Below are 18,642 nucleotides of genomic sequence, written 5' to 3'. Positions count from 1 at the left end.
CATTCGTCCCCGTAGCCCTGCCCGCGAGGTGTTGTCAGGCGACTGCGCGCGCCGCCAGCAGCGAGAAATTCGACAGCTCGGCGCGCAGCATGTTCATCGCGCGATGCTGGGCCACTCGCACGGCTCCGGCCGTCATTCCGAGTGCTTCGCCGGTCTGCGGTGCCGTCATTCCCCACACGACTCGCATCAGGATGATCTTGCGGTACTTCGTCGGCAGGGTGTCCATCAATGCCTGGGTGTGGCTACGCAGTTCGTCGCCGAGCGCGAGCTGCTCCGGCCCGGCATCGGTGGACTGCTCCTCCGGCATCTCGTCGATCGAGAACGACTGCCGCAGTATCGATTTACGGCCCGCGTCGGCCAGCTTGTGCGCGGCGATCCCGTACACGAACGCCATGAAGGGCTTGCCCATGTCGCGGTACTTGGGGATGGCGGTGACCAGTGCGAGACAGACCTCTTGCACCACATCGTCCGCGGCGACGTCGAGATTCCCGATGCGAGCTGCGCAGTATCGACGAACCGGTGGCTGGATCAACACCAGCACCTGTTCGAGAGCGAGTCGATCTCCCGCAACGGCGCGGGGCACAACGTCCTCGAGCCTGTCCATGCCGAAACTCATGGCCGATCTCCTCACTGGCAACGCGCGTCCTCTCCTGAACGCTCACCAGTACTTCGGTGCCGATTCCCACCCGGCTTGGTCCGAGTGGGTACCACACCGAACAAAAATTGTGATTCAGGTAACACGGCGTGTCGACGAAGCGAAGTACCGGACGACACCGTCGTCGCAGCACGTGACACTCACACCCGCGGAGCGCCGCCCATGAATACCAACGAGATCACCAGCGAGCAGAGCCATCAGGTCGGTCGCCGCAGCACCGTCGCTGCCGGCGACGGCACCGCTCTGGCGGTTCGCGAGTTCGGGCATCCGAATGCGCCACTGACCGCGGTGTTCGTGCACGGACACTGCCTGCGGATGCAGTCGTGGACCGACCTGCGTGCACAGGTGGAACACGCCTGGGGAGACGACGTGCGGATCGTGATGTACGACCACCGCGGGCACGGGGAGTCGAGTGCGGCCGCGCCGGAGAGCTGCACCATCGATCAGCTCGGTGAGGACCTGGCGGACGTCATCCGTGCGATGGTCCCGTCGGGACCGTTCGTCGTCGTCGGCCATTCGATGGGGGGAATGACGGCGCTCTCCTACGCCCGTCAGAACCCGGAGGCCATCGGCACGCGCCTGGTCGGAGTCGGTTTGATCGCGACGTCGGCGGGTGGAATCACCGACGACGGACTCGGCAGTGCCCTCGCACATCCCGCGGTGTCGGTGTTCCAGGCCGCTGTTCGACGCGCCCCTCGACTGATGTCGGGTGCCAAGAGACTCAGTCGCGGCGTGTGGGCACCCATCGTCAGGACCGCGGGCTGCGGATCCCGAAGAGTCGGTCCGAGGGTGGTGACGCTGGCGACGGCAATGCTGGGCGAGACGTCCATCGTGACGTTGGCCGGCTTCCTCGGGGCATTCCGAGGTCTGGACGAGGTGGCCGGCCTGGCTGCGCTCGCCTCGATCCCCACCCTGGTGTTGTGCGGCTCGGACGACCTGATGACACCGATGCGTCACTCGGAAACCATTGCCGAACATCTGCCCGACGCTCGCCTGGTGTGCGTCGCGGAGGCCGGGCACATGGTGATCCTCGAACGAGCCCGCGAAGTGGCCGATGCCGTCGTCGAACTCGTGACGGCGGCTCGCCGTGCACACGTGCGAGATCTCGCCCTGGCTCGCTAGCGACAAGAACCTGCCGACGACTGTGGCCCGCAACGGAGGATCCGATGCGGGCCACAGCACTGCTGTACGAGAGTTACTTCTTGACGGCGGGAGGAGCGTTGAGGAGCTGGATGAACTGCCCTGCGTTGCCGGCGATGGCACCGAGACCACCGATTGCGGTTCCGGCGAGCGAAGCACCCGAGCCGAGAAGCAGTGCGCCGCCGACGCATCCGGCTACCGGTGCTGCACCGAAGAGCAGCAGGGCAGGCGCGGAGACGGTGCCGGCGGCGATGGCTCCGAGGAAGCAACCGGTGACCAGACCGGTTGCGGCTCCGAGGAATCCACCGACCGAAGCGGACAGGCTGATGTTGTCCTTGACGCCGGAGACCGCGGCGGGCAGGTCGACCTGCTGCAGACCCGGGAGAGAGGCGGAGACCGGCGTTGCCGCAGCAGGCGAGGCGTCGGCGGTCAGGGTGGCGCGGTTTCCGTCGATGACGGCGGCGACGGGGTGCGAGAAGCCGTCTGCGGCAATGGCCAACGGCACCGAGTCGACCAGCACACCGTTGGCGTCGCGCACGACGAGGTGGTTGTCCTCGTTGCTCAGGGTGCCGGCCGTCGTGTCGACGAGGACCTGGTTGCCGGCCTGGGTGACGTTCCACCCGACGGCAGCGGCGGGAGCCGGTGCCGGATCCGCACAGGCGGTGCCCATGGCGGTCGTCATCGCTGCAATGACCAATGCGGACGTTGCCGCGAATCGAGTCAGCTTCATGTTCCTCAGTCTTTCGTCGTGTCCATCACTCGATGCGAGCAGCGAAAAACTATGGGTGGAACACGCGGGTCAGGAGAACCGAAGATGAACGATCGGGGTCGAACCGAACAACGATTACACGCATCGACTCATAAGGGACAGAACGGGTTTCGAAGTCCAAACCGTTCGTAAACGACACGCGCGGGTTGTCTCTACTTACCGAAAAGACCCGGCTTGTTGCTGCCTCCGTGGCTCACCCCGAAGTCGTAGGCGGACTCGGCGTGCTCGTGCTCGTCGAGACCGTCGGCTTCGTGTTGCGCGTCGGCGCGCACTCCCATGACAGCCTTGATCGCGAACGCGATGCCGGTGGTGACGACGGCGCAGTAGGCGAACACCGCAGCCACCGCGACCGCCTGTACCCACAGCTGATGCAGCCCGCCGCCGTACAACAGACCGTCCACCCCTGCCGGCATCTTCGCACTGGCCACGAGTCCGATCATCAGCGTGCCGACGATGCCACCGACGAGGTGCACACCGACGACGTCGAGCGAATCGTCGTAGCCGAAGCGGTATTTGAGGCCGATGGCCAGAGCACACAACGCACCCGACGCGATGCCGATCGCCGCGGCACCGATCGGGGTGACCGCCGTGCACGAGGGTGTGATGGCCACCAACCCGGCCACGACGCCCGAGGCCGCGCCGAACGACGTCGCATGGCCGTCCCGCAGCTTCTCGACGACGAGCCACGCCGCCATGGACATCGCTCCTGCACCCATCGTGTTCACCAGAGCCACCGCGGCGACGCCGTCCGCGGCCAACGACGACCCCGCGTTGAACCCGAACCAACCGAACCACAGCAGCCCGGCTCCGAGCATGACGGCCGGAAGGTTGTGCGGGCGCATGGGATCTCGCGGCCAACCCCGCCGCTTGCCGACCACGAGCGCGAGAACGAGGCCGGCGACGCCTGCGTTGATCTCCACCGCAGTTCCGCCGGCGAAGTCGATGGCACCGAGCTTGTTGGTGATCCACCCACCGAACTCACTGGTGAGCCCGTCGAGCGAGAACACCCAGTGCGCCACCGGAAAGTAGACGAGTGTGGACCACAGCGCCGCGAACAGCACCCAGGGTACGAATCGCATTCGGTCTGCGACGGCGCCGGAGATCAGCGCCACCGTCACCATCGCGAAACCTGCCTGGAACGCCGCGAACACCAGCGCTGGAACGGTTCCCACCAACGGAATCGATACCGTCCCTGCGGCCGAGGTGTACACCCCGCCCAGCAGACCCTCGAAACCGGCGTACTGCAACGGGTTTCCGATCCACCCGCCGATCACGTTGTCGCCGAACACCATCGAGAATCCGAACGCCAACCACAGCAGCCACACCACTGCGATCGCCGACAAACTCATCATCATCATGTTCAGCACACTCTTCGAGCGCACCATGCCGCCGTAGAAGAAGGCCAGGCCGGGAGTCATCAACAGCACCAGCGCGGTACTGGTCAGCAGCCACGCCGTATCGCCCGCATCGGGCGCGCCGACGATCACCTGCCCACGAACTTCGGCTTGCGCTTCTCGGATCGTGCGCGGCGCGCTTCTTTCATGTCCTCGCTGCTCCACGCGGCCTCGAACGCAGCGACCTGCTCCGGCGTCGGAACATCCTGTGCTCCATCGTCGTTGAAGACGAGCTTGAGGTGACGCAACGCCAAGGGAGCGAGTTCGGTGATCGACTGCGCCCACTGTGTCGCGACGTCCAGGTCGCCGAGCTTGTTCGCCAGCCCGCAGGTGAACGCCTGCTCGGTGTACACCCGCTCACCGCCGAGCAGGATGGTGCGCGCAACACCTCCGCCCGCGAGCGAGGCCAACCGCCGGATGGTCCAGTTGCTCACCGCGATACCGAGCCGGGTCGACGGTATCTCGAAGAAACTGCCCGGCGCAACGACTCGCAGATCGCACGCGACGGCCAACTGCGTGCCGGCACCGACAGCCGGTCCGTTCACCGCGGCCACGACCGGAATCGAGGCCCGCTGGATTGCCGTCAGCATCTCTTCGAGGATCTGCCCGAAATGCTCGGGAAACGCGTCCCCCGTCAGGTCTGCACCCGCACAGAAGCTGGTGCCCTGGCCGGTGACGACCACGACCCGCGCGCCGTCACGCTCGGCTTGTTCGACTCCGCGATGCACCGCCAGGCACAACTCGGAGTTCAACGCGTTCCGCCGATCCGGCCGCTGCAGTTCGAGGGTGACGACGTCGCCGTCACGAGAGAGTCCGATCACGAGAGCAGAGGTTACCCACCAGTACAGAAAATGACAGTGCGGGGCCTGATCTACTGGTCTCCATGATCGACACTCGGGTCGCCGTCATCGGCGCCGGCCAAGCCGGACTCTCGGCCGGTTATCACCTGCACCGCACCGGACTCACCGCAGGCGAGGGCTTCGTGATGCTGGATCGCTCCCCCGGGCCGGGCGGCGCATGGCAGTTCCGCTGGCCCTCGCTGACGCTGAGCACCGTCAACGGCGTCCACGACCTGCCCGGTATGGCCTTCGCGGACACGCTCGGAGACGAGCCGGCCGAGACCATCGCCGCCGCCGACGCCGTCCCCCGGTACTACCGCGAGTACGAGGAACGCTTCGAACTGCATGTTCGACGCCCCGTCACGGTGACCGTCGTGTGCGATCGGGAACCCCGATTCCGTGTCGAAGCCGGCGAGACCGTCGTCATGGCCGAGGGGCTGATCAACGCAACCGGCACGTGGGAGAAGCCGTTCGTTCCGCACTACGACGGAGCCGAGACGTTCGCAGGCAGGCAACTGCACACCAAGGACTATCGGACGGCCGACGAGTTCGCAGGCAAGCACGTCGTCGTGGTGGGCGGCGGCATCTCGGCCGTCCAACTGCTCGACGAGATCTCGCAGGTCACGTCCACGACATGGGTGACGCGTCGACCACCGGTGTTTCGGGACAGCGAATTCGATCACGATGCCGGCCGCAAAGCCGTCGCCATGGTCGAGGAACGTGTGCGGGCGGGCCTGCCACCCGGCTCGGTCGTCTCGGTGACCGGACTGCTGCTGACTCCGTCGTTGGCTGCCGCCCGCGAGCGCGGGGCTCTCGAACGCAAGCCGATGTTCTCGTCGATCACCGCCGATTCCGTGGTGTGGGAGGACGGGTCGAGTCAGCACGCCGATGTGATTCTGTGGGCCACCGGTTTTCGGAGCGCCCTCGACCACCTCGCGCCGCTGCGCCTGCGCGGACACGGCGGCGGAATCGTCATGGACGGCAGGCTCACCACCCGCGTGGCCGCGAACCATCGCGTCCACCTGCTCGGCTACGGGCCGTCCGCCAGCACCATCGGGGCGAACCGAGCCGGGCGAGCCGCGGTGACGGAGTTGCTGGAAACTCTGGGCTAGGAGAGCTGCTCGGTCACGAATTTCGCCAGCGCGCCCAGTCGCGCCCGGCTCGGCATCGAGGTCGGAACGCCCAACGCGTCCAACGGTGCCGACGTCACCGGCCCGACGCAGATCGCGGCGACAGGTCCTCGAAGCGCGTCGAGGAAGGCGTCGAGCAGGCCGTTGTCCTTGGCGGTCGAGAGCAGGGACGCGACCGCGGGGGCGCTGGTGAACGTCACCGCGTCCACCCGATGGTCGATGATCTGTTCCAACAGGTCGACCAGTGGAGCCTGATCCGCGGGGCGAATCCAGCGGTACACCGGGATCGGTCGGACATGCGCGCCGAGTTCGGTCAGCGCATCACTGAGGTGAATGGTCGGCTCCCACTCGGTGATCACCCCGTGCAGCTGAACTGCGATGTCTACCCCGGCAACACCCTCGGCCTCGAGATGGTCGGAGACTTCCTGTGAGGCCTCGGTGGCCGGCGACCACTCCTCGCGGAGCCCCGTGCCACGAATTGCCCCGCGCGCCTTGGGACCTCGCGCAAGGATTCGCGTGTGCCCCAGCGCTGTCACGAGTTCTTCGCGCATACCCCAGTCGGCGGCCGCGTCGAGCCAGCCCCGAAAACCGATGCCGGTACTGATCACGACGATCTGCGGTGGGCGTTGGACGATGCCCTCGGTGGCGGACCTCAGATCGGAGTCGTCGATCAGGGGCAGAACGTGAATCGCCGCGGCGTGAACGATGTTCGCGCCGCGGCGTTCGAGCATGGTGGCCAGTTCGTCTGCACGTCGCTCGGCAGTGAGGGCAACGGTCTTGCCTGCGAGCGAATCGGACATGCGTACAGACTAGGCCCCCGGTGTCAGCTGCTGAACTTGTCCGGGTCCGGGCCGGTGCGGCCGTCGGCGGAGTCCAGCGCGTTGATCTGCTGGATCTCGTCGTTGCTGAGCTCGAAGCCGAACACGTCGAAGTTGCTGGCGATGCGCTTCGGGGTCACCGACTTGGGGATCACCACGTTGCCGAGCTGAATGTGCCAGCGCAGGATGACCTGGGCCGGAGTGACGCCGTGCGCGTCGCCGATCTTCGCGAACACCGGCTCGTCGAGGATGGTGCCCGAGCCGAGCGGACTCCAGGCCTCGGTGGCAATGCCCTTCGAGGTGTGGAACGCGCGCAGCTCCTCCTGGATCAGCCGCGGATGCAGCTCGATCTGGTTGACCGACGGTGTCTCGCCTACCGCGTCGATGAGCTTCTCCAGGGTGGGGATGGTGAAGTTGGAGACGCCGATGGAGCCGATGCGGCCGTCTGCCTTGAGCTTCTGAAATGCCTTGAACGTGTCGATGTACTTGTCGCGGTCGAGCTGCTGCCAGTGAATGAGGTACAGGTCGAGGTACTCGAGTCCGAGGCGATCCATGCTCGCGTCGAATGCCTTCAGAGTGGAGTCGTAGCCCTGATCGTCGTTCCACAGCTTGGTGGTGATGAACAGCTCGTCACGGGCGATGCCGGACTCTGCGATTGCGCGGCCGGTGCCGGTCTCGTTCTCGTACACCTTGGCGGTGTCGATGCTGCGGTAGCCGACCTCGAGCGCCTCGGTCACTGCGGCCTGGGCACCGTCGTCGGGCACCTGCCACACACCGAACCCCAACTGGGGAATGGACGTGCCGTCGTTGAGCACGATGGTCGGGACAGTACTGGTCTCGGCTGAATACGTCATACGAATGGCAACGGCGGGTGGGGTGGTGTTGTTCCCGGGCAGGAGTGGAGCCTGCGGAACGACCAGAAGTCGCAGCTTAGAGTTTCGGTGTGACCGCAACGCTTCGTATCGATGATCTCGCCGCTTTCCACGGCGATCGAACCCTGTTCTCCGGACTCGATCTGACGGTTGCCGAGGGTGATGTGATCGGGCTCGTCGGAGCGAACGGTGCAGGCAAGTCGACGTTGTTGACCCTGCTCGCGGGTGTGGGGACGGCCGATCACGAGGGTGAGATCTACACCAGCCCGCCCGACGCGACCGTCGGATATCTGGCGCAGGAGCCCGAGCGGATCGCCGGGGAGACGGTGTTGGACTTCCTCGGTCGGCGCACCGGGGTGACCGAGGCCGAACTCTCCATGAACGCCGCCGCCGAGGCGTTGGGGTCGAGTGATGACGACCTCTACACCCCGGCGCTGGAGAAGTGGCTGGCACTCGGCGGCGCGGATCTGGCGGAGCGCACGGCGAAGGTGCTTGCCGATCTCGGTCTGGATGTCGACGGGTCTGCGCTGATGACGGCGCTGTCCGGTGGGCAGGCTGCCCGAGCGGGGCTCGCCGCGATTCTGCTCGCTCGCTACGACATCCTGCTGCTCGACGAGCCCACCAACGACCTCGATCTGGCGGGACTCGAGCAACTGGAGCAGTTCGTCGTCGCGACGCGGGCGGCGATCGTCGTCGTCAGTCACGATCGCGAATTCCTGGCGCGGACGGTGACGGGCGTCGTCGAGCTCGATCGGGCGCAGCGTCGTATCGATGTGTACGACGGCAGCTACCAGTCCTATCTGGCGGAGCGCGAAATTGCGCGCCAGCACGCCAGGGAAAAGTACGACGAGTTCGCAGACACCAAGTCCGCGTTGGAGTCTCGCGCGCAGATGCAGCGAAACTGGATGGAGTCGGGGGTGCGTAATGCGCGCCGGAAGGCCACCGACAACGACAAGATCGCCCGCAAGACCCGCGCCGAGTCGACCGAGAAACAAGCCGCGAAAGCTCGTCAGACCCAGCGACGCATCGAGCGACTCGAGGTGGTCGAGGAGCCTCGCAAGGAGTGGGAGCTGCGGATGGAGATTGCGGCGGCTCCACGCAGTGGCACTGTCGTCGCAGTTCTGGGCGGTGCCATTGTCCGGCGATCCGGGTTCACCTTCGGACCGGTGACGACGCAGATCGAGTGGGGCGATCGGATTCTGATCACCGGACCGAACGGCTCCGGCAAGACGACGTTGTTGTCGGTACTACTGGGCCGGTTGGACCCGGACGAGGGCTCGGCATCGTTGGGTTCGGGTGTGGCGGTCGGTGAAATCGACCAGGCGCGAGCATATTTCGTCGGCGAGGGCACAGTGTCCGACGCCTTGAGCGCAGCGGTTCCCGACTGGCCCGACGCCGAAGTCCGTACCCTGCTGGCCAAGTTCGGCCTCCGCGGCGACGATGCACTGCGGCCGGCGTCGTCTCTCTCGCCCGGTGAGCGAACCCGCGCGGCACTCGCGCTGCTGCAGGCCCGCGGAGTCAACCTGCTGGTACTCGACGAGCCGACCAACCACCTCGATCTACCTGCCATCGAACAACTCGAACGTGCGATGGAGAACTTCGAGGGAACACTGCTGCTGGTCACCCACGACCGCAGAATGCTCGACACTGTTCGCAGCACTCGCCACTGGACGATGAACGCTGGACAGCTGAGCGAGAAGTAGATCGCACTGAATCGGGTGCAGCTGACCGCGGTGAGCGCGGTCAGCTGCACCCGATTCACATCAACTGAGGAGAATGTCGTTGACCTCGGCGGCAGGGTGCATCGGCAGCCCGTGGTGGGTGGCTGCGTCGAGTATCGAGATTCGCGCGTCAGGTAACACGGCTCGGACTGCCGCTTCGATGTGAGACGCTCTGTGCACCTTGCCTTCACCCGCCAACACGACTGTGGTGTCGATGTCGAAATCAGCGAACGCAGCGGGCTTCGGCCGCTTCGGAACAATGGTCTTTGCCGTCGGGAAATGTGCGGCTCCGAGCGCGAGGACGTCGAGCCAGTCGGGATCCAAAGCCAGGCCATCGGTCTCCCACCCTATGAAGCGTCGCTGCCGGTTTTCGTTGGGCCGCAGCAGCATCGGTAGCGCATGCATCAGGTACCGCGGACTCATGGAGCCGAAGCAGGCATTGGGATCGAGCAGAGTGAGCGCATCGACGCGGCCTTCGTTGCGCAAAGCGAACGCCAGGGCGATCATCGCGCCGTATGAATGTCCGCAGAGTGCCGCAGTTCGGAGGTCCAGTGCATCGAGAACCGCCGTCACCCAGTTCAGCAGCTCGTCCACGGAGTCGATGGACCGGTCACCTGGAACGCTGCGTCCGACGTCGCCCATGAGGTCGACCCCGTACAGCCGATATCGCTGCGAGAGTGCCTCGACGTTGGCGAACCACACGGTGGACGTGGCACCCGCCCCGGGGAGCAGCACCAGCGCCGGGCCGCCGACGGGTCCGCAGACGTTGATTCGTGTGGTGCCGTGCACCGTGTTCACGTCGATGGCTTGGGTATCGGCCGGCCACTTCTGCAGCACCCGGTCGTAGGCGGAGAAGAATTCGTCCAGCGACATTGCAACCCTCCATTCTCTCGATCATCGAGATAGTAGACAATGGAGAGACCGCTCGTCCAGCATCTTCCGAGGGATCAGCACATGACCGAACCTGTCGCCGCCGTGCATCAGCTGCGAGCACTCACCGTCGAGCTCGATCTCCTCGGCGCAGACTTCGCCCAGGAGCACTCACTTCACCCGACCGACATCCGCGCGCTGATCTGCCTGCTGGATGCGGACCGAGCCGGAACGCGTGCCACACCCGGCTGGCTCGGCGCGCAACTGGGTCTGGAATCGGCGTCTGTCACCGCCCTGATCGATCGAATGACCAAGCGAGACTTGGTGCTACGCGAACCCGACCCATCCGATCGCCGGCGAGTACTGCTGCGTGTGACCGCGCATGCGTCGGAACTCGGCACGACGTTCTTCGGCCCCGTCATCGGTCGGGCCGTCGACGAACTCGCGCGCTTCACCCCCGATCAGCGGGCAACGATCGACGAGTTTCTGACGACAATGCGCGCCATCGTTGCCGACACCCGGGACCAACAGGCAACGTAGTCAACGGAAGCAATCTGTTATTAAATGTTGACAGATCGTTGGGTTTATACAACACTTCATTGTCATGAGCCCCGTCAAGCGCGGTACCGCGCTCCCGATCTTCAACAGGGTGGGTGTTCTGCGGGCAGAACGGAAGATGAGCCGCGCGCAACTGGCCGAACTCGTCGAAGTGAATCCCCAGACGGTGGGTGCCCTCGAACGAGGCGACCACTACCCGAGCCTCGACCTCGCGATGCGCATCTGCGACGTCTTCGATCTGCCGATCGAAGCAGTGTTCTCGCGCACCGAACTCGGACCACTCTCGGCCGAACTCTTCCGAAGGGAGAAGGATCGATGAACACGCCCAGCTCCGACCTCCTCACCCGCTACCAGGCGTATCGAACTCGACGATTCCTGGAGCACGACGCGAAAACCCGTCACTGGCTTCCGAACTGGCGCACCCAGAAACGTCGACGCGTACTCGCAGTCTCCGTGATGGCGTCCTTGCTCATCCTGCTGGTAGTTGCCGTGTGGTCACTGTTCTCCCGGTGGGCACCGATCGCATGGATCCCGGCCACTGTGATGTTTCTCGTCACGTGGACGATGTTGCAAACAGTGTCACGTCGGCACAGCGATGCACCGATGGGTGCACTCGACGAATGGGAAGTGCAGCAGCGCAACGAAGCACGCTCGATCGGTCTCACCGTCACTCAGGCCCTGGTGATGGTGGCAGTTCTGGTCCTGATCGTGCTGTCGGGAACGTATGACAACGAGAACCTGGCTTACGCCGGAGCTTTGTGGACGCTCGCTGCTCTGTTGGCCGGCGGATGCGCACCGGCAGCGATTCTCGCCTGGATCACCCCCGACCCCGAACTCGAAGACACCGAAGATTTCGACCCGAAGTAACGACCGAAAGGGCACCATGAGCACCCTCACGATCGACTCCGTCTCCAAGAGATACGGCGACAAGATCGCCCTGGACAACCTGAGTTTCGACGTCCGCCCGGGCGAGCTGTTCGGCTTCGTCGGCAGCAACGGCGCAGGCAAGACCACCACGATGCGCATCGCGCTGGGAGTCCTGTCGGCAGATTCCGGCCAGGTTCTGTTGGGCGGTAAGCCCGTCGACCTCGACGTCCGCCGCACCATCGGTTATATGCCCGAGGAGCGCGGCCTCTATCCCAAGATGAAGGTGGGCCCGCAGTTGGCCTACATGGCCGAGCTGCACGGCCTGTCGTCCAAGGACGCCAAGGCCGCGGTGATCCGCTGGACCGAACGACTCGGCATCGACCAGCGCGTCAACGACACCGTCGACGCATTGAGCCTGGGTAACCAGCAGCGCGTGCAGTTGGCGGCCGCGCTGGTGCACGACCCCGCGGTGCTGGTCCTGGACGAGCCGTTCTCCGGCCTCGACCCGATCGCTGTCGACGTCATGAGTGAGGTACTGCGCGAAAAGGCCGCTGCCGGAGTGCCGGTGGTGTTCTCAAGCCACCAGCTCGATCTGGTGCAACGCCTGTGCGATCGCGTCGGCATCATCGCCGCGGGCTCGATGAAGGCCGTCGGCACCGTCGACGAGCTACGCGGATCGGGAGATGCGCAACTGCGCGTCCATGCACCCCACGCCGCACCCGGATGGGCGTCGGGCATCGCTGGGGTGAGCACCCTCGGCCACAGCGACGGCGTCACCGTCCTGGGCTTGGCACCCGGGGCCGACGATCAAGAAGTCCTCCGAGCCGCACTGGCGACCGGTCCGGTACACGACTTCTCCATCCAGAAACCTTCCCTGAGCGACCTGTTCCGAGAGGCGGTAGTGTCATGAGCTCCCAACTGAACTCCTTCAGCGCAGTGTCCCTGATAGCCAAGCGCGAGTTCACCGTTCAGGTGATGAAGAAGAGCTTCGTCATCAGCAACGCGATCATTCTCGCCGTCATCGTCGGCGGCATCATCGCGTTCTCGATCTTCTCCGGCAGCGGCGACGAAGAGCGCGACGTCGTCGGCGTCGCCGGAGACCAGTCCATCGCAGCCGTGGTGGAAGCAACCGGGGACGCCGTCGGATCCCCGGTCGAGGTGCGCGAAGTCGCCGACGCGGCAGCCGCACGCAGCGGCGTCGAATCCGGGGATCTCGACGTGGCGCTGGTTCCGGACGGAACCGCGGGTGCGTACACCGCCGTCACCGAGTCCGATCTGACCGGAACGTTGAGAGCCGTCGTCGAAGGCAGTGTCGCGACGCAGGCAACGAATACTGCACTGGCGCAACAGGGTGTCGATCAGAACGAACTCGGGGCAGCGACGAGTGCCGCGACGGTCACCGTCGACGCAATCGATCCACCGGATCCCGAGGCCGGTCAGCGTACGGCTCTTGCCCTGTCCGCAGTGTTCCTGCTGTACGCACAGATCATCGGCTTCGGCATGTATGTCGCGATGGGCGTCGTCGAGGAAAAGTCCTCGCGTGTGGTCGAACTGTTGCTCTCCACCGTCCGCCCCCTGCAGTTGCTGTGGGGAAAGATCCTCGGTATCGGCGCGGTCGGCATCCTGCAGCTTGCTCTGTACGGAATAGCCGGTGTGGGAGCAGGATTGGGCACGGGGGTACTCACGATCACCGGTGCCGCGGTGAGCGTCTTCGCGGCAACGCTGGCGTGGTTCATCCTGGGGTTCGCCTTCTTCGCGGTGCTCTACGCCGCCGGCGGCTCGATGGTCTCGCGCCAAGAGGACGTCAACTCGACGACCATGCCGCTACTCATCCTGATCATGGCGATGTTCTTCGCGGCCTTCTATTCCGTCAGCGATCCGGAGAGCACCCTGGCCAACACCTTGAGCTGGATCCCCCCGTTCTCCGCCATCATGATGCCGCTGCGCATCGCTGCCGGGGTGACCTCACCGGTACAGATCGTCGGTTCGGCAGTCCTGATGGTGATCACCACCGCGATCCTGGCGATGGGCGCAGCGAAGATCTACCAGCGTTCCATTCTTCGGATCGGCAAGACCGTCTCGTGGAAGGAAGCGTTTGCTCGCTAGGGTTCGCTGCGTAGGCTCCCCGACATGAGCCCACGAACATCCGCCGCCGAGATTCTCGATTCCGTTCTCGACGGCGGATCGTTCGTGTCCTGGGACTCCACGCCGGTCGACGTTCACCCCAACGACTCCTATCAGCGCGACCTCACGAAGGCGCGGGAGAAGAGCGGGGTCGACGAGTCGGTGCTCACGGGCGAGGGCACCATCGACGGCCGGCGAGTGGTGATGATCGCGTGCGAGTTCGCTTTTCTCGCCGGTTCGATCGGCGTTGCTGCGGCCGAGCGCATCACCTCGGCCATCGAGCGCGCCACCGCGGAGGGCCTGCCGCTCATCGCCTCCCCCACCTCCGGCGGCACGCGCATGCAGGAGGGAACATTGGCTTTTGTGCAGATGGTCAAGATCGCCTCCGCCGTCACCGCACACAAGGCGGCGCACCTGCCGTACCTGGTGTATCTGCGCAACCCCACGACCGGTGGGGTGTTCGCGTCCTGGGGATCGTTGGCGCACGTCACCGTCGCCGAACCCGGTGCGCTCATCGGATTTCTCGGTCCGCGGGTCTATCAGGCGTTGTACGACAAGCCCTTTCCGGACGGAGTGCAGACCGCCGAGAATCTCTACCAGCACGGCGTCATCGATGGCGTGGTGCCGTTGGATCACCTGCGCCACCTACTGATTCGCACACTTCGAGTAATCCTCGACGCCACCGTGTGGCCCGATCTCACCGACGACGTACAGGCCGAGATACCGGAGCAGTCTGCCTGGCATTCGGTGCAGTCGTCGCGTCGCGCGGACCGGCCCGGCATTCGGCAACTCATCGAACACGCTGCCAGCGAACACGTTCCACTGAGCGGCACCGGTCAGGGCGAGGCCGACACGTCGACCCTGCTGTCGCTGTGCCGAATCCGAGGGATCTCTTGCGTCCTGTTCGGCAACGACCGAAGCAGCAGCACCGCCACCGCCACCATGGGTCCGGCGGCACTGCGAGAAGCGCGACGCGGCATGCGCCTCGCCGAGGAACTGCGCCTACCACTGGTGCTGGTGATCGATACCTTCGGCGCGGCACTGTCCAAGGAAGCCGAAGAAGGCGGCCTGGCACCCGAGATAGCGCGCTCGATCTCCGATCTCGTCACCGTCGATACCCCGACCGTCTCGGTTCTGCTCGGCCAGGGCACCGGCGGTGGAGCGCTCGCGCTTCTCCCCGCCGACCGGGTGCTGTGCGCCCAGAACGCCTGGCTAGCACCGCTTCCGCCCGAGGGTGCCAGTGCCATCGTGCACCGCGACACCGCCCACGCCCCGGACATGGCCGAGGCCCAAGGCATCAGGTCGGTCGACCTCGTGCGCGACGGCATCGTCGACGCCGTCGTCCCCGAACTCCCCGACGCCGCCGATGAACCGGCTGCGTTCTCCGGCCGCATCGCCGACGCCATCGTCCGGGAACTGCATGCGCTGTCGATCGTCGATCCCGCCACCCGGACTCGAAACCGACTCGGCCGCTACCGCAATCTCGGATAGACGGTATGGAGGTCTTGGCTGGGGCCCCTCCGCATGTAAGCGTGGGTTGCCGACAGGAGTGGGTCCTGGCCGGTAGAGCCACAGATGTGGGAGGCCCCAGTGAAGAATCATCGTACGAGTGTTGGTTTGGATGTGCACGCACGATCGGTGGTGGCGTGCGGTTTGGATGGCGAGACGGGCGAGTTGTTCGAGCGTCGCATGTCGCCTGATCACAAAGAAATCCTGGAGTGGATTCGTTCGCTGCCAGGACTGGTGCATGTCGTCTACGAGGCGGGCCCGACCGGTTTCGGTCTGGCCCGTTTTCTGTTGGCCGCCGGTGTCGATTGTGTGGTGGCGGCACCGTCGAAAATTCAGCGTCCCCCTGGTGACCGCATCAAGACCGATGCCCGTGATGCCCGGCATTTGGCTCGGTTGCTTCATTTGAGTTCTATTGTGCCGGTTCTGATTCCGAGTACCGAGCAGGAGTCCGCTCGTGATCTGGTGCGAGCAAGGGAGGACTGCCGCGGCGATCTGGTGTCCGCACAGCATCGCCTGACACATGTGCTGCTGCGTCAAGGGATCATCTACAGCGGCGGCAAACCCTGGACCGCAGCCCACGATCTGTGGTTACGTCGCCAGCGGTTCGATTCACGTGCACTGCAGATCACCTACGACACCGCCTACGAGACCGTCATCGCCACCACCGAACGCCGGAATCGTCTCGATACCGCCATCGCGGACATGGCTGCGCATTCGTCGTTCACTCCGGTGGTGACCCGGCTGGGGTGCCTTCGTGGGGTGGCGACGTTGACAGCGTTCGGTTTGGCGACGGAGATCGGTGAGTGGGACCGGTTGACCGGCCGCTCGATCGGTGCGTTCGTCGGGTTGATCCCGACCGAGCATTCTTCCGGTGAATCCCGGTCGCAGGGCGGTGTCAGCAAAACCGGCAATGCTCACGTACGCCGACTGCTGGTCGAGGCTGCCTGGCATCATCGCAAGCCGTATCGGCCGGGGCGTGAACTGGTGGCACGGTGGAAGGCGTCGACTCCCAAAGCCAAAGCGCGAGGACATCAAGCGAACCGGCGGCTGCACGCACGGTGGGAACATTTCGACGAACGCGGTAAACGTGCGGTGGTCGCCAATGCCGGGATCGCACGAGAGCTGGCCGGCTGGTGCTGGTCGTTGGCCACGCTCGAGGAATGACTGAAGCTCCGACGCCGAAGTAGCGATCTGCGTCGGGATAGATGTCCGGAATGAACGGTCGACGACGATGTGGGATGTGGCCGAGCGTCTGGGAGTGACCCGCTAGCCGCCTATGAGCAATCCTCAACTGCGCGTTGGGATCACGCTCGACTCATAGACTTGCGATCCACTCCAGCCGAAACAGTCCGTCCTGCGGTAACCAACCCGCGTATATGAGAGTTGACGACGCGTCGAACACTACGACACGCTCACCTCCCACTCGCATCGATCACCATCCCGGCAACAGGAAGCGGTGGCACACACGACGGTGCGTGCCACCGCTTCACCATGCCGTCGTTGACAGGCCGACCTCCATATGAGGCGGCTGCCCCGGTCCCGGTGTCCTCGCCGTCGTCCGACTCGGCGTCGGCAGGATCGAGGGCGTCGGCCAGATCGTGGACTGCGGTCAGTACTGCTTTCGCGGTGGCAGTGACCTGCTCGAGGTCTCCTGCGGCCCATCCGGCGATGTAGCCGACGCTGTAGGCGCTGGTGTCGAGTCGGAGCATCCCGGCCAGCACGTAGGCGACGGATTCGGCTTCGACCTCCATCCGGCCGCGATGCAGGTCCTTTCGGGCTTCGGGTCCGATGAGGTCGGGTGCGTGCATGATCGCGTGCGCTGCCTCGTGGATCATCGTTTTCGCGGCCGCTGCGGGTTCGAGGGCTGCGTCGACGACGATCCGGTGGGAGCCGTCGGTGGTGGTGTAGCCGTTCGCGCTGCTGGGGATCGCCTCGCGGGTGACGGTCCAGCCTCGGCCGGTCATGACCGCTGCCACGCGGTCGTAGATCGCATCCGGATCGGCGCCGGTGAGCAGCTGGGCGATTTCCTCGGGCTGCGGGTGTCCCTCGATCGGGTCGGTCTGGGAGTGGTCGAACACCGACAGAATCGGGAACGTGGGCACCTTGCGGGTCTCTTCGTCGCCGGTGTCGGGATCGGTCTCGGTGACGATGCGGGAGCTGTAGCCGTAGATCCGGATCGCCCTCTGCCCCTTGCGAACCTGCCGCCCGCGCTGTTGCCAGGCACGGAATCCGGCGACCTGCGTTGCCTCGGGCTTCTGGGCGAGGATCAACAGGACATTATTGAAAAAGGATGCGGAATAGCATCAGATGCACGATCGCCGCCCCGCCCGTTGCAGCCGACACGATCTCACCATGAACCGACGCCCGTTGTGGCCGCACCGGCACGCCATCCGATTCGAGGGCAGACTCGCTCGTATGAAGGTGGAAATCTTGTACTTCGACGGGTGCCCGAACTGGCAGGAAGCTGCGGACCGGGTTCGCGCTGCGGCCAGCCTGATCGGACAGTCGGACATCGAGATCGGTCACCGGCTGATCTCGTCCGACGCCGAGGCAGCGGCGTCGGCCTTCGCCGGCTCACCGACCATCCTTGTCGACGGCGTCGATGCCTTCGACGATGCCGTGCAACTGACCGAACTCGCCTGCCGCGTCTACTCGACCGACCGCGGCCTGGCGGGTCTGCCGACCGTCGACCAACTCGCCGCGTCGCTGCAATCGAAAGGCGAAGCGCTGCAACGATGAACGCAGCGAAGGGTCGCGTCCCGCCGCCCCGGTCGAACACTGAGCGGTAGCGCCCGCGCGGCGACCAGTGAACCTCGACCTGCACGCACTCCCCTAAGGCACGGCAGCGTTCACTCCCTCGTGGCGTTCGCCGGCGTTAGTGTTGCCCATGGCTATGTCCAGAGCGGTCCCCGCGCTGCCGGTACGGCACATCGAGACCGCGATCGCCGTCTACACCCGCGCCTTCGGCTTCACGGCGCAGTACTCCGATCCCACCTTCGCCAAGCTCACTCGAGACGACGTCGAGATCCACCTGTGGGCCTCCGACGACGACAGCTGGACCACCCGCACCGACCCTGCGCCGTGGCCGGTGTGCAGCGGAGCGGAGACCTTCCTCGCCGGAACGGCCAGTTGCCGCATCACCGTCGACGAGATCACGGAACTGTACGACGAACTCTCGCGCGCGGGCGTTCTGCACCCGGCAGACGCCGGCCACCCCGTCGCGACGGACTGGGGGACGACGGAATTCGCGACCGTCGACGGCGATGGGAACCTGCTCACGTTCTCCACGAACACTATTCGGACCGAAAGCCCGGTCGTCGACGGTGACGGTGACGCTGTCACCACTTCCTGACCGGCGGAGCCGTTGATCACCACG

At 65.3% G+C, this 18,642-nt stretch carries 20 protein-coding genes; 12 read left to right on the top strand and 8 right to left on the bottom strand.

What is annotated here, in order from left to right; genetic code table 11:
- Window positions 1–34: 34 nt before the first annotated feature.
- Complete coding sequence (gene shbA / locus CH283_RS24365; RefSeq protein ID WP_094639496.1) at window positions 35–616, bottom strand: RNA polymerase sigma factor ShbA; 582 nt, start codon at window positions 614–616, stop codon at window positions 35–37.
- A 201-nt stretch (window positions 617–817) separates the two neighbouring features.
- Between shbA and CH283_RS24360 the strand changes: the two genes are divergently transcribed.
- The gene (locus CH283_RS24360) at window positions 818–1,777 is read left to right on the top strand and encodes an alpha/beta fold hydrolase (protein WP_094639495.1); all 960 of its coding nucleotides are present in this window, start codon (window positions 818–820) and stop codon (window positions 1,775–1,777) included.
- 73 nt (window positions 1,778–1,850) lie between these two features.
- On the opposite strand, the gene CH283_RS24355 is transcribed toward CH283_RS24360, so the two are convergent.
- The 3 genes from CH283_RS24355 to CH283_RS24345 all read right to left on the bottom strand — a co-directional run bounded on the left by CH283_RS24355 (window position 1,851) and on the right by CH283_RS24345 (window position 4,779).
- On the bottom strand, window positions 1,851–2,525 hold the full coding sequence (locus tag CH283_RS24355) for a hypothetical protein (protein WP_094639494.1): 675 nt from the start codon (window positions 2,523–2,525) through the stop codon (window positions 1,851–1,853).
- A gap of 191 nt (window positions 2,526–2,716) precedes the next feature.
- A complete protein-coding gene (locus tag CH283_RS24350; RefSeq protein WP_068051099.1) occupies window positions 2,717–4,051 on the bottom strand; it encodes an ammonium transporter in 1,335 nt (444 codons plus the stop codon).
- On the bottom strand, window positions 4,048–4,779 hold the full coding sequence (locus CH283_RS24345; RefSeq protein ID WP_068051097.1) for an enoyl-CoA hydratase: 732 nt from the start codon (window positions 4,777–4,779) through the stop codon (window positions 4,048–4,050). Before CH283_RS24345 ends, CH283_RS24350 begins: the two co-directional genes overlap by 4 nt.
- Window positions 4,780–4,841: 62 nt before the next feature.
- On the opposite strand from CH283_RS24345, the gene CH283_RS24340 reads away from it, so the two are divergent.
- Window positions 4,842–5,909, top strand: coding sequence for an NAD(P)-binding domain-containing protein (locus tag CH283_RS24340; RefSeq protein ID WP_094639493.1), 1,068 nt, complete (start codon window positions 4,842–4,844; stop codon window positions 5,907–5,909).
- Here the strand turns inward: CH283_RS24340 and CH283_RS24335 are convergent.
- Window positions 5,906–6,727: a uroporphyrinogen-III synthase gene (locus CH283_RS24335; protein ID WP_094639492.1), complete on the bottom strand. Its 822-nt coding sequence runs from the start codon at window positions 6,725–6,727 to the stop codon at window positions 5,906–5,908. The two genes, CH283_RS24340 and CH283_RS24335, sit on opposite strands and share 4 nt — an antisense overlap.
- 23 nt (window positions 6,728–6,750) lie before the next feature.
- Window positions 6,751–7,599 carry an aldo/keto reductase gene (locus CH283_RS24330; RefSeq protein WP_094639491.1) on the bottom strand — a complete coding sequence of 283 codons (849 nt, stop codon included), beginning with the start codon at window positions 7,597–7,599 and terminating at the stop codon, window positions 6,751–6,753.
- 89 nt (window positions 7,600–7,688) lie between these two features.
- On the opposite strand from CH283_RS24330, the gene CH283_RS24325 reads away from it, so the two are divergent.
- Window positions 7,689–9,320 (top strand): ABC-F family ATP-binding cassette domain-containing protein, encoded by a 1,632-nt coding sequence (locus tag CH283_RS24325; protein ID WP_094639490.1) that lies wholly within the window; start codon window positions 7,689–7,691, stop codon window positions 9,318–9,320.
- A gap of 60 nt (window positions 9,321–9,380) precedes the next feature.
- Here CH283_RS24325 and CH283_RS24320 read toward each other — a convergent pair whose 3' ends face one another.
- Window positions 9,381–10,211 (bottom strand): alpha/beta fold hydrolase, encoded by an 831-nt coding sequence (locus CH283_RS24320; protein ID WP_094639489.1) that lies wholly within the window; start codon window positions 10,209–10,211, stop codon window positions 9,381–9,383.
- An 81-nt stretch (window positions 10,212–10,292) separates the two neighbouring features.
- Here CH283_RS24320 and CH283_RS24315 point away from each other — a divergent pair, with 81 nt between their 5' ends.
- The 7 genes from CH283_RS24315 to CH283_RS24285 all read left to right on the top strand — a co-directional run bounded on the left by CH283_RS24315 (window position 10,293) and on the right by CH283_RS24285 (window position 16,430).
- Complete coding sequence (locus CH283_RS24315) at window positions 10,293–10,748, top strand: MarR family winged helix-turn-helix transcriptional regulator (RefSeq protein WP_094639798.1); 456 nt, start codon at window positions 10,293–10,295, stop codon at window positions 10,746–10,748.
- A 64-nt stretch (window positions 10,749–10,812) separates the two neighbouring features.
- Entirely contained in the window at window positions 10,813–11,085 is a 273-nt protein-coding gene (locus tag CH283_RS24310; RefSeq protein WP_032372936.1) for a helix-turn-helix transcriptional regulator, read from the top strand.
- Window positions 11,082–11,633 (top strand): hypothetical protein, encoded by a 552-nt coding sequence (locus CH283_RS24305; RefSeq protein WP_094639488.1) that lies wholly within the window; start codon window positions 11,082–11,084, stop codon window positions 11,631–11,633. Before CH283_RS24310 ends, CH283_RS24305 begins: the two co-directional genes overlap by 4 nt.
- Before the next feature lie 16 nt (window positions 11,634–11,649).
- On the top strand, window positions 11,650–12,543 hold the full coding sequence (locus CH283_RS24300) for an ABC transporter ATP-binding protein (RefSeq protein ID WP_094639487.1): 894 nt from the start codon (window positions 11,650–11,652) through the stop codon (window positions 12,541–12,543).
- Window positions 12,540–13,739 (top strand): ABC transporter permease, encoded by a 1,200-nt coding sequence (locus CH283_RS24295; RefSeq protein WP_068051078.1) that lies wholly within the window; start codon window positions 12,540–12,542, stop codon window positions 13,737–13,739. Before CH283_RS24300 ends, CH283_RS24295 begins: the two co-directional genes overlap by 4 nt.
- Window positions 13,740–13,763: 24 nt before the next feature.
- Window positions 13,764–15,248, top strand: a complete 1,485-nt coding sequence (locus tag CH283_RS24290; protein ID WP_094639486.1) for a carboxyl transferase domain-containing protein — start codon at window positions 13,764–13,766, stop codon at window positions 15,246–15,248.
- Window positions 15,249–15,347: 99 nt separating this feature from the next.
- A complete protein-coding gene (locus CH283_RS24285; protein WP_426374983.1) occupies window positions 15,348–16,430 on the top strand; it encodes an IS110 family transposase in 1,083 nt (360 codons plus the stop codon).
- Window positions 16,431–16,678: 248 nt separating this feature from the next.
- On the opposite strand, the gene CH283_RS24280 is transcribed toward CH283_RS24285, so the two are convergent.
- Window positions 16,679–17,536 carry an ArdC-like ssDNA-binding domain-containing protein gene (locus CH283_RS24280; protein WP_255183325.1) on the bottom strand — a complete coding sequence of 286 codons (858 nt, stop codon included), beginning with the start codon at window positions 17,534–17,536 and terminating at the stop codon, window positions 16,679–16,681.
- A gap of 145 nt (window positions 17,537–17,681) precedes the next feature.
- On the opposite strand from CH283_RS24280, the gene CH283_RS24275 reads away from it, so the two are divergent.
- Both CH283_RS24275 and CH283_RS24270 read left to right on the top strand, forming a co-directional pair.
- Window positions 17,682–18,005, top strand: a complete 324-nt coding sequence (locus CH283_RS24275) for a hypothetical protein (protein ID WP_037190622.1) — start codon at window positions 17,682–17,684, stop codon at window positions 18,003–18,005.
- A gap of 148 nt (window positions 18,006–18,153) precedes the next feature.
- Entirely contained in the window at window positions 18,154–18,618 is a 465-nt protein-coding gene (locus CH283_RS24270) for a VOC family protein (RefSeq protein ID WP_052047650.1), read from the top strand.
- Window positions 18,619–18,642: the final 24 nt, after the last annotated feature.

The organism is Rhodococcus sp. 05-2254-2, from assembly GCF_002259095.1.
Classification (GTDB): Bacteria; Actinomycetota; Actinomycetes; order Mycobacteriales; family Mycobacteriaceae; genus Rhodococcoides.
Note: the sequence above shows the minus strand (reverse complement) of the source record. Positions and strands in the feature narration are given on the sequence as shown.

Excerpts from the sequence above, each read along its gene's own strand:
- CH283_RS24270 (WP_052047650.1), top strand. The coding sequence starts at position 18,154 with ATGGCTATGTCCAGAGCGGTCCCCGCGCTGCCGGTACGGCACATCGAG.
- CH283_RS24290 (WP_094639486.1), top strand. The coding sequence starts at position 13,764 with ATGAGCCCACGAACATCCGCCGCCGAGATTCTCGATTCCGTTCTCGAC.
- CH283_RS24275 (WP_037190622.1), top strand. The coding sequence starts at position 17,682 with ATGAAGGTGGAAATCTTGTACTTCGACGGGTGCCCGAACTGGCAGGAA.
- CH283_RS24360 (WP_094639495.1), top strand. The coding sequence starts at position 818 with ATGAATACCAACGAGATCACCAGCGAGCAGAGCCATCAGGTCGGTCGC.
- CH283_RS24330 (WP_094639491.1), bottom strand. The coding sequence starts at position 7,599 with ATGACGTATTCAGCCGAGACCAGTACTGTCCCGACCATCGTGCTCAAC.
- CH283_RS24320 (WP_094639489.1), bottom strand. The coding sequence starts at position 10,211 with ATGTCGCTGGACGAATTCTTCTCCGCCTACGACCGGGTGCTGCAGAAG.
- CH283_RS24315 (WP_094639798.1), top strand. The coding sequence starts at position 10,293 with ATGACCGAACCTGTCGCCGCCGTGCATCAGCTGCGAGCACTCACCGTC.
- CH283_RS24310 (WP_032372936.1), top strand. The coding sequence starts at position 10,813 with ATGAGCCCCGTCAAGCGCGGTACCGCGCTCCCGATCTTCAACAGGGTG.
- CH283_RS24295 (WP_068051078.1), top strand. The coding sequence starts at position 12,540 with ATGAGCTCCCAACTGAACTCCTTCAGCGCAGTGTCCCTGATAGCCAAG.
- CH283_RS24355 (WP_094639494.1), bottom strand. The coding sequence starts at position 2,525 with ATGAAGCTGACTCGATTCGCGGCAACGTCCGCATTGGTCATTGCAGCG.
- CH283_RS24300 (WP_094639487.1), top strand. The coding sequence starts at position 11,650 with ATGAGCACCCTCACGATCGACTCCGTCTCCAAGAGATACGGCGACAAG.
- shbA (WP_094639496.1), bottom strand. The coding sequence starts at position 616 with ATGAGTTTCGGCATGGACAGGCTCGAGGACGTTGTGCCCCGCGCCGTT.
- CH283_RS24340 (WP_094639493.1), top strand. The coding sequence starts at position 4,842 with ATGATCGACACTCGGGTCGCCGTCATCGGCGCCGGCCAAGCCGGACTC.
- CH283_RS24335 (WP_094639492.1), bottom strand. The coding sequence starts at position 6,727 with ATGTCCGATTCGCTCGCAGGCAAGACCGTTGCCCTCACTGCCGAGCGA.
- CH283_RS24305 (WP_094639488.1), top strand. The coding sequence starts at position 11,082 with ATGAACACGCCCAGCTCCGACCTCCTCACCCGCTACCAGGCGTATCGA.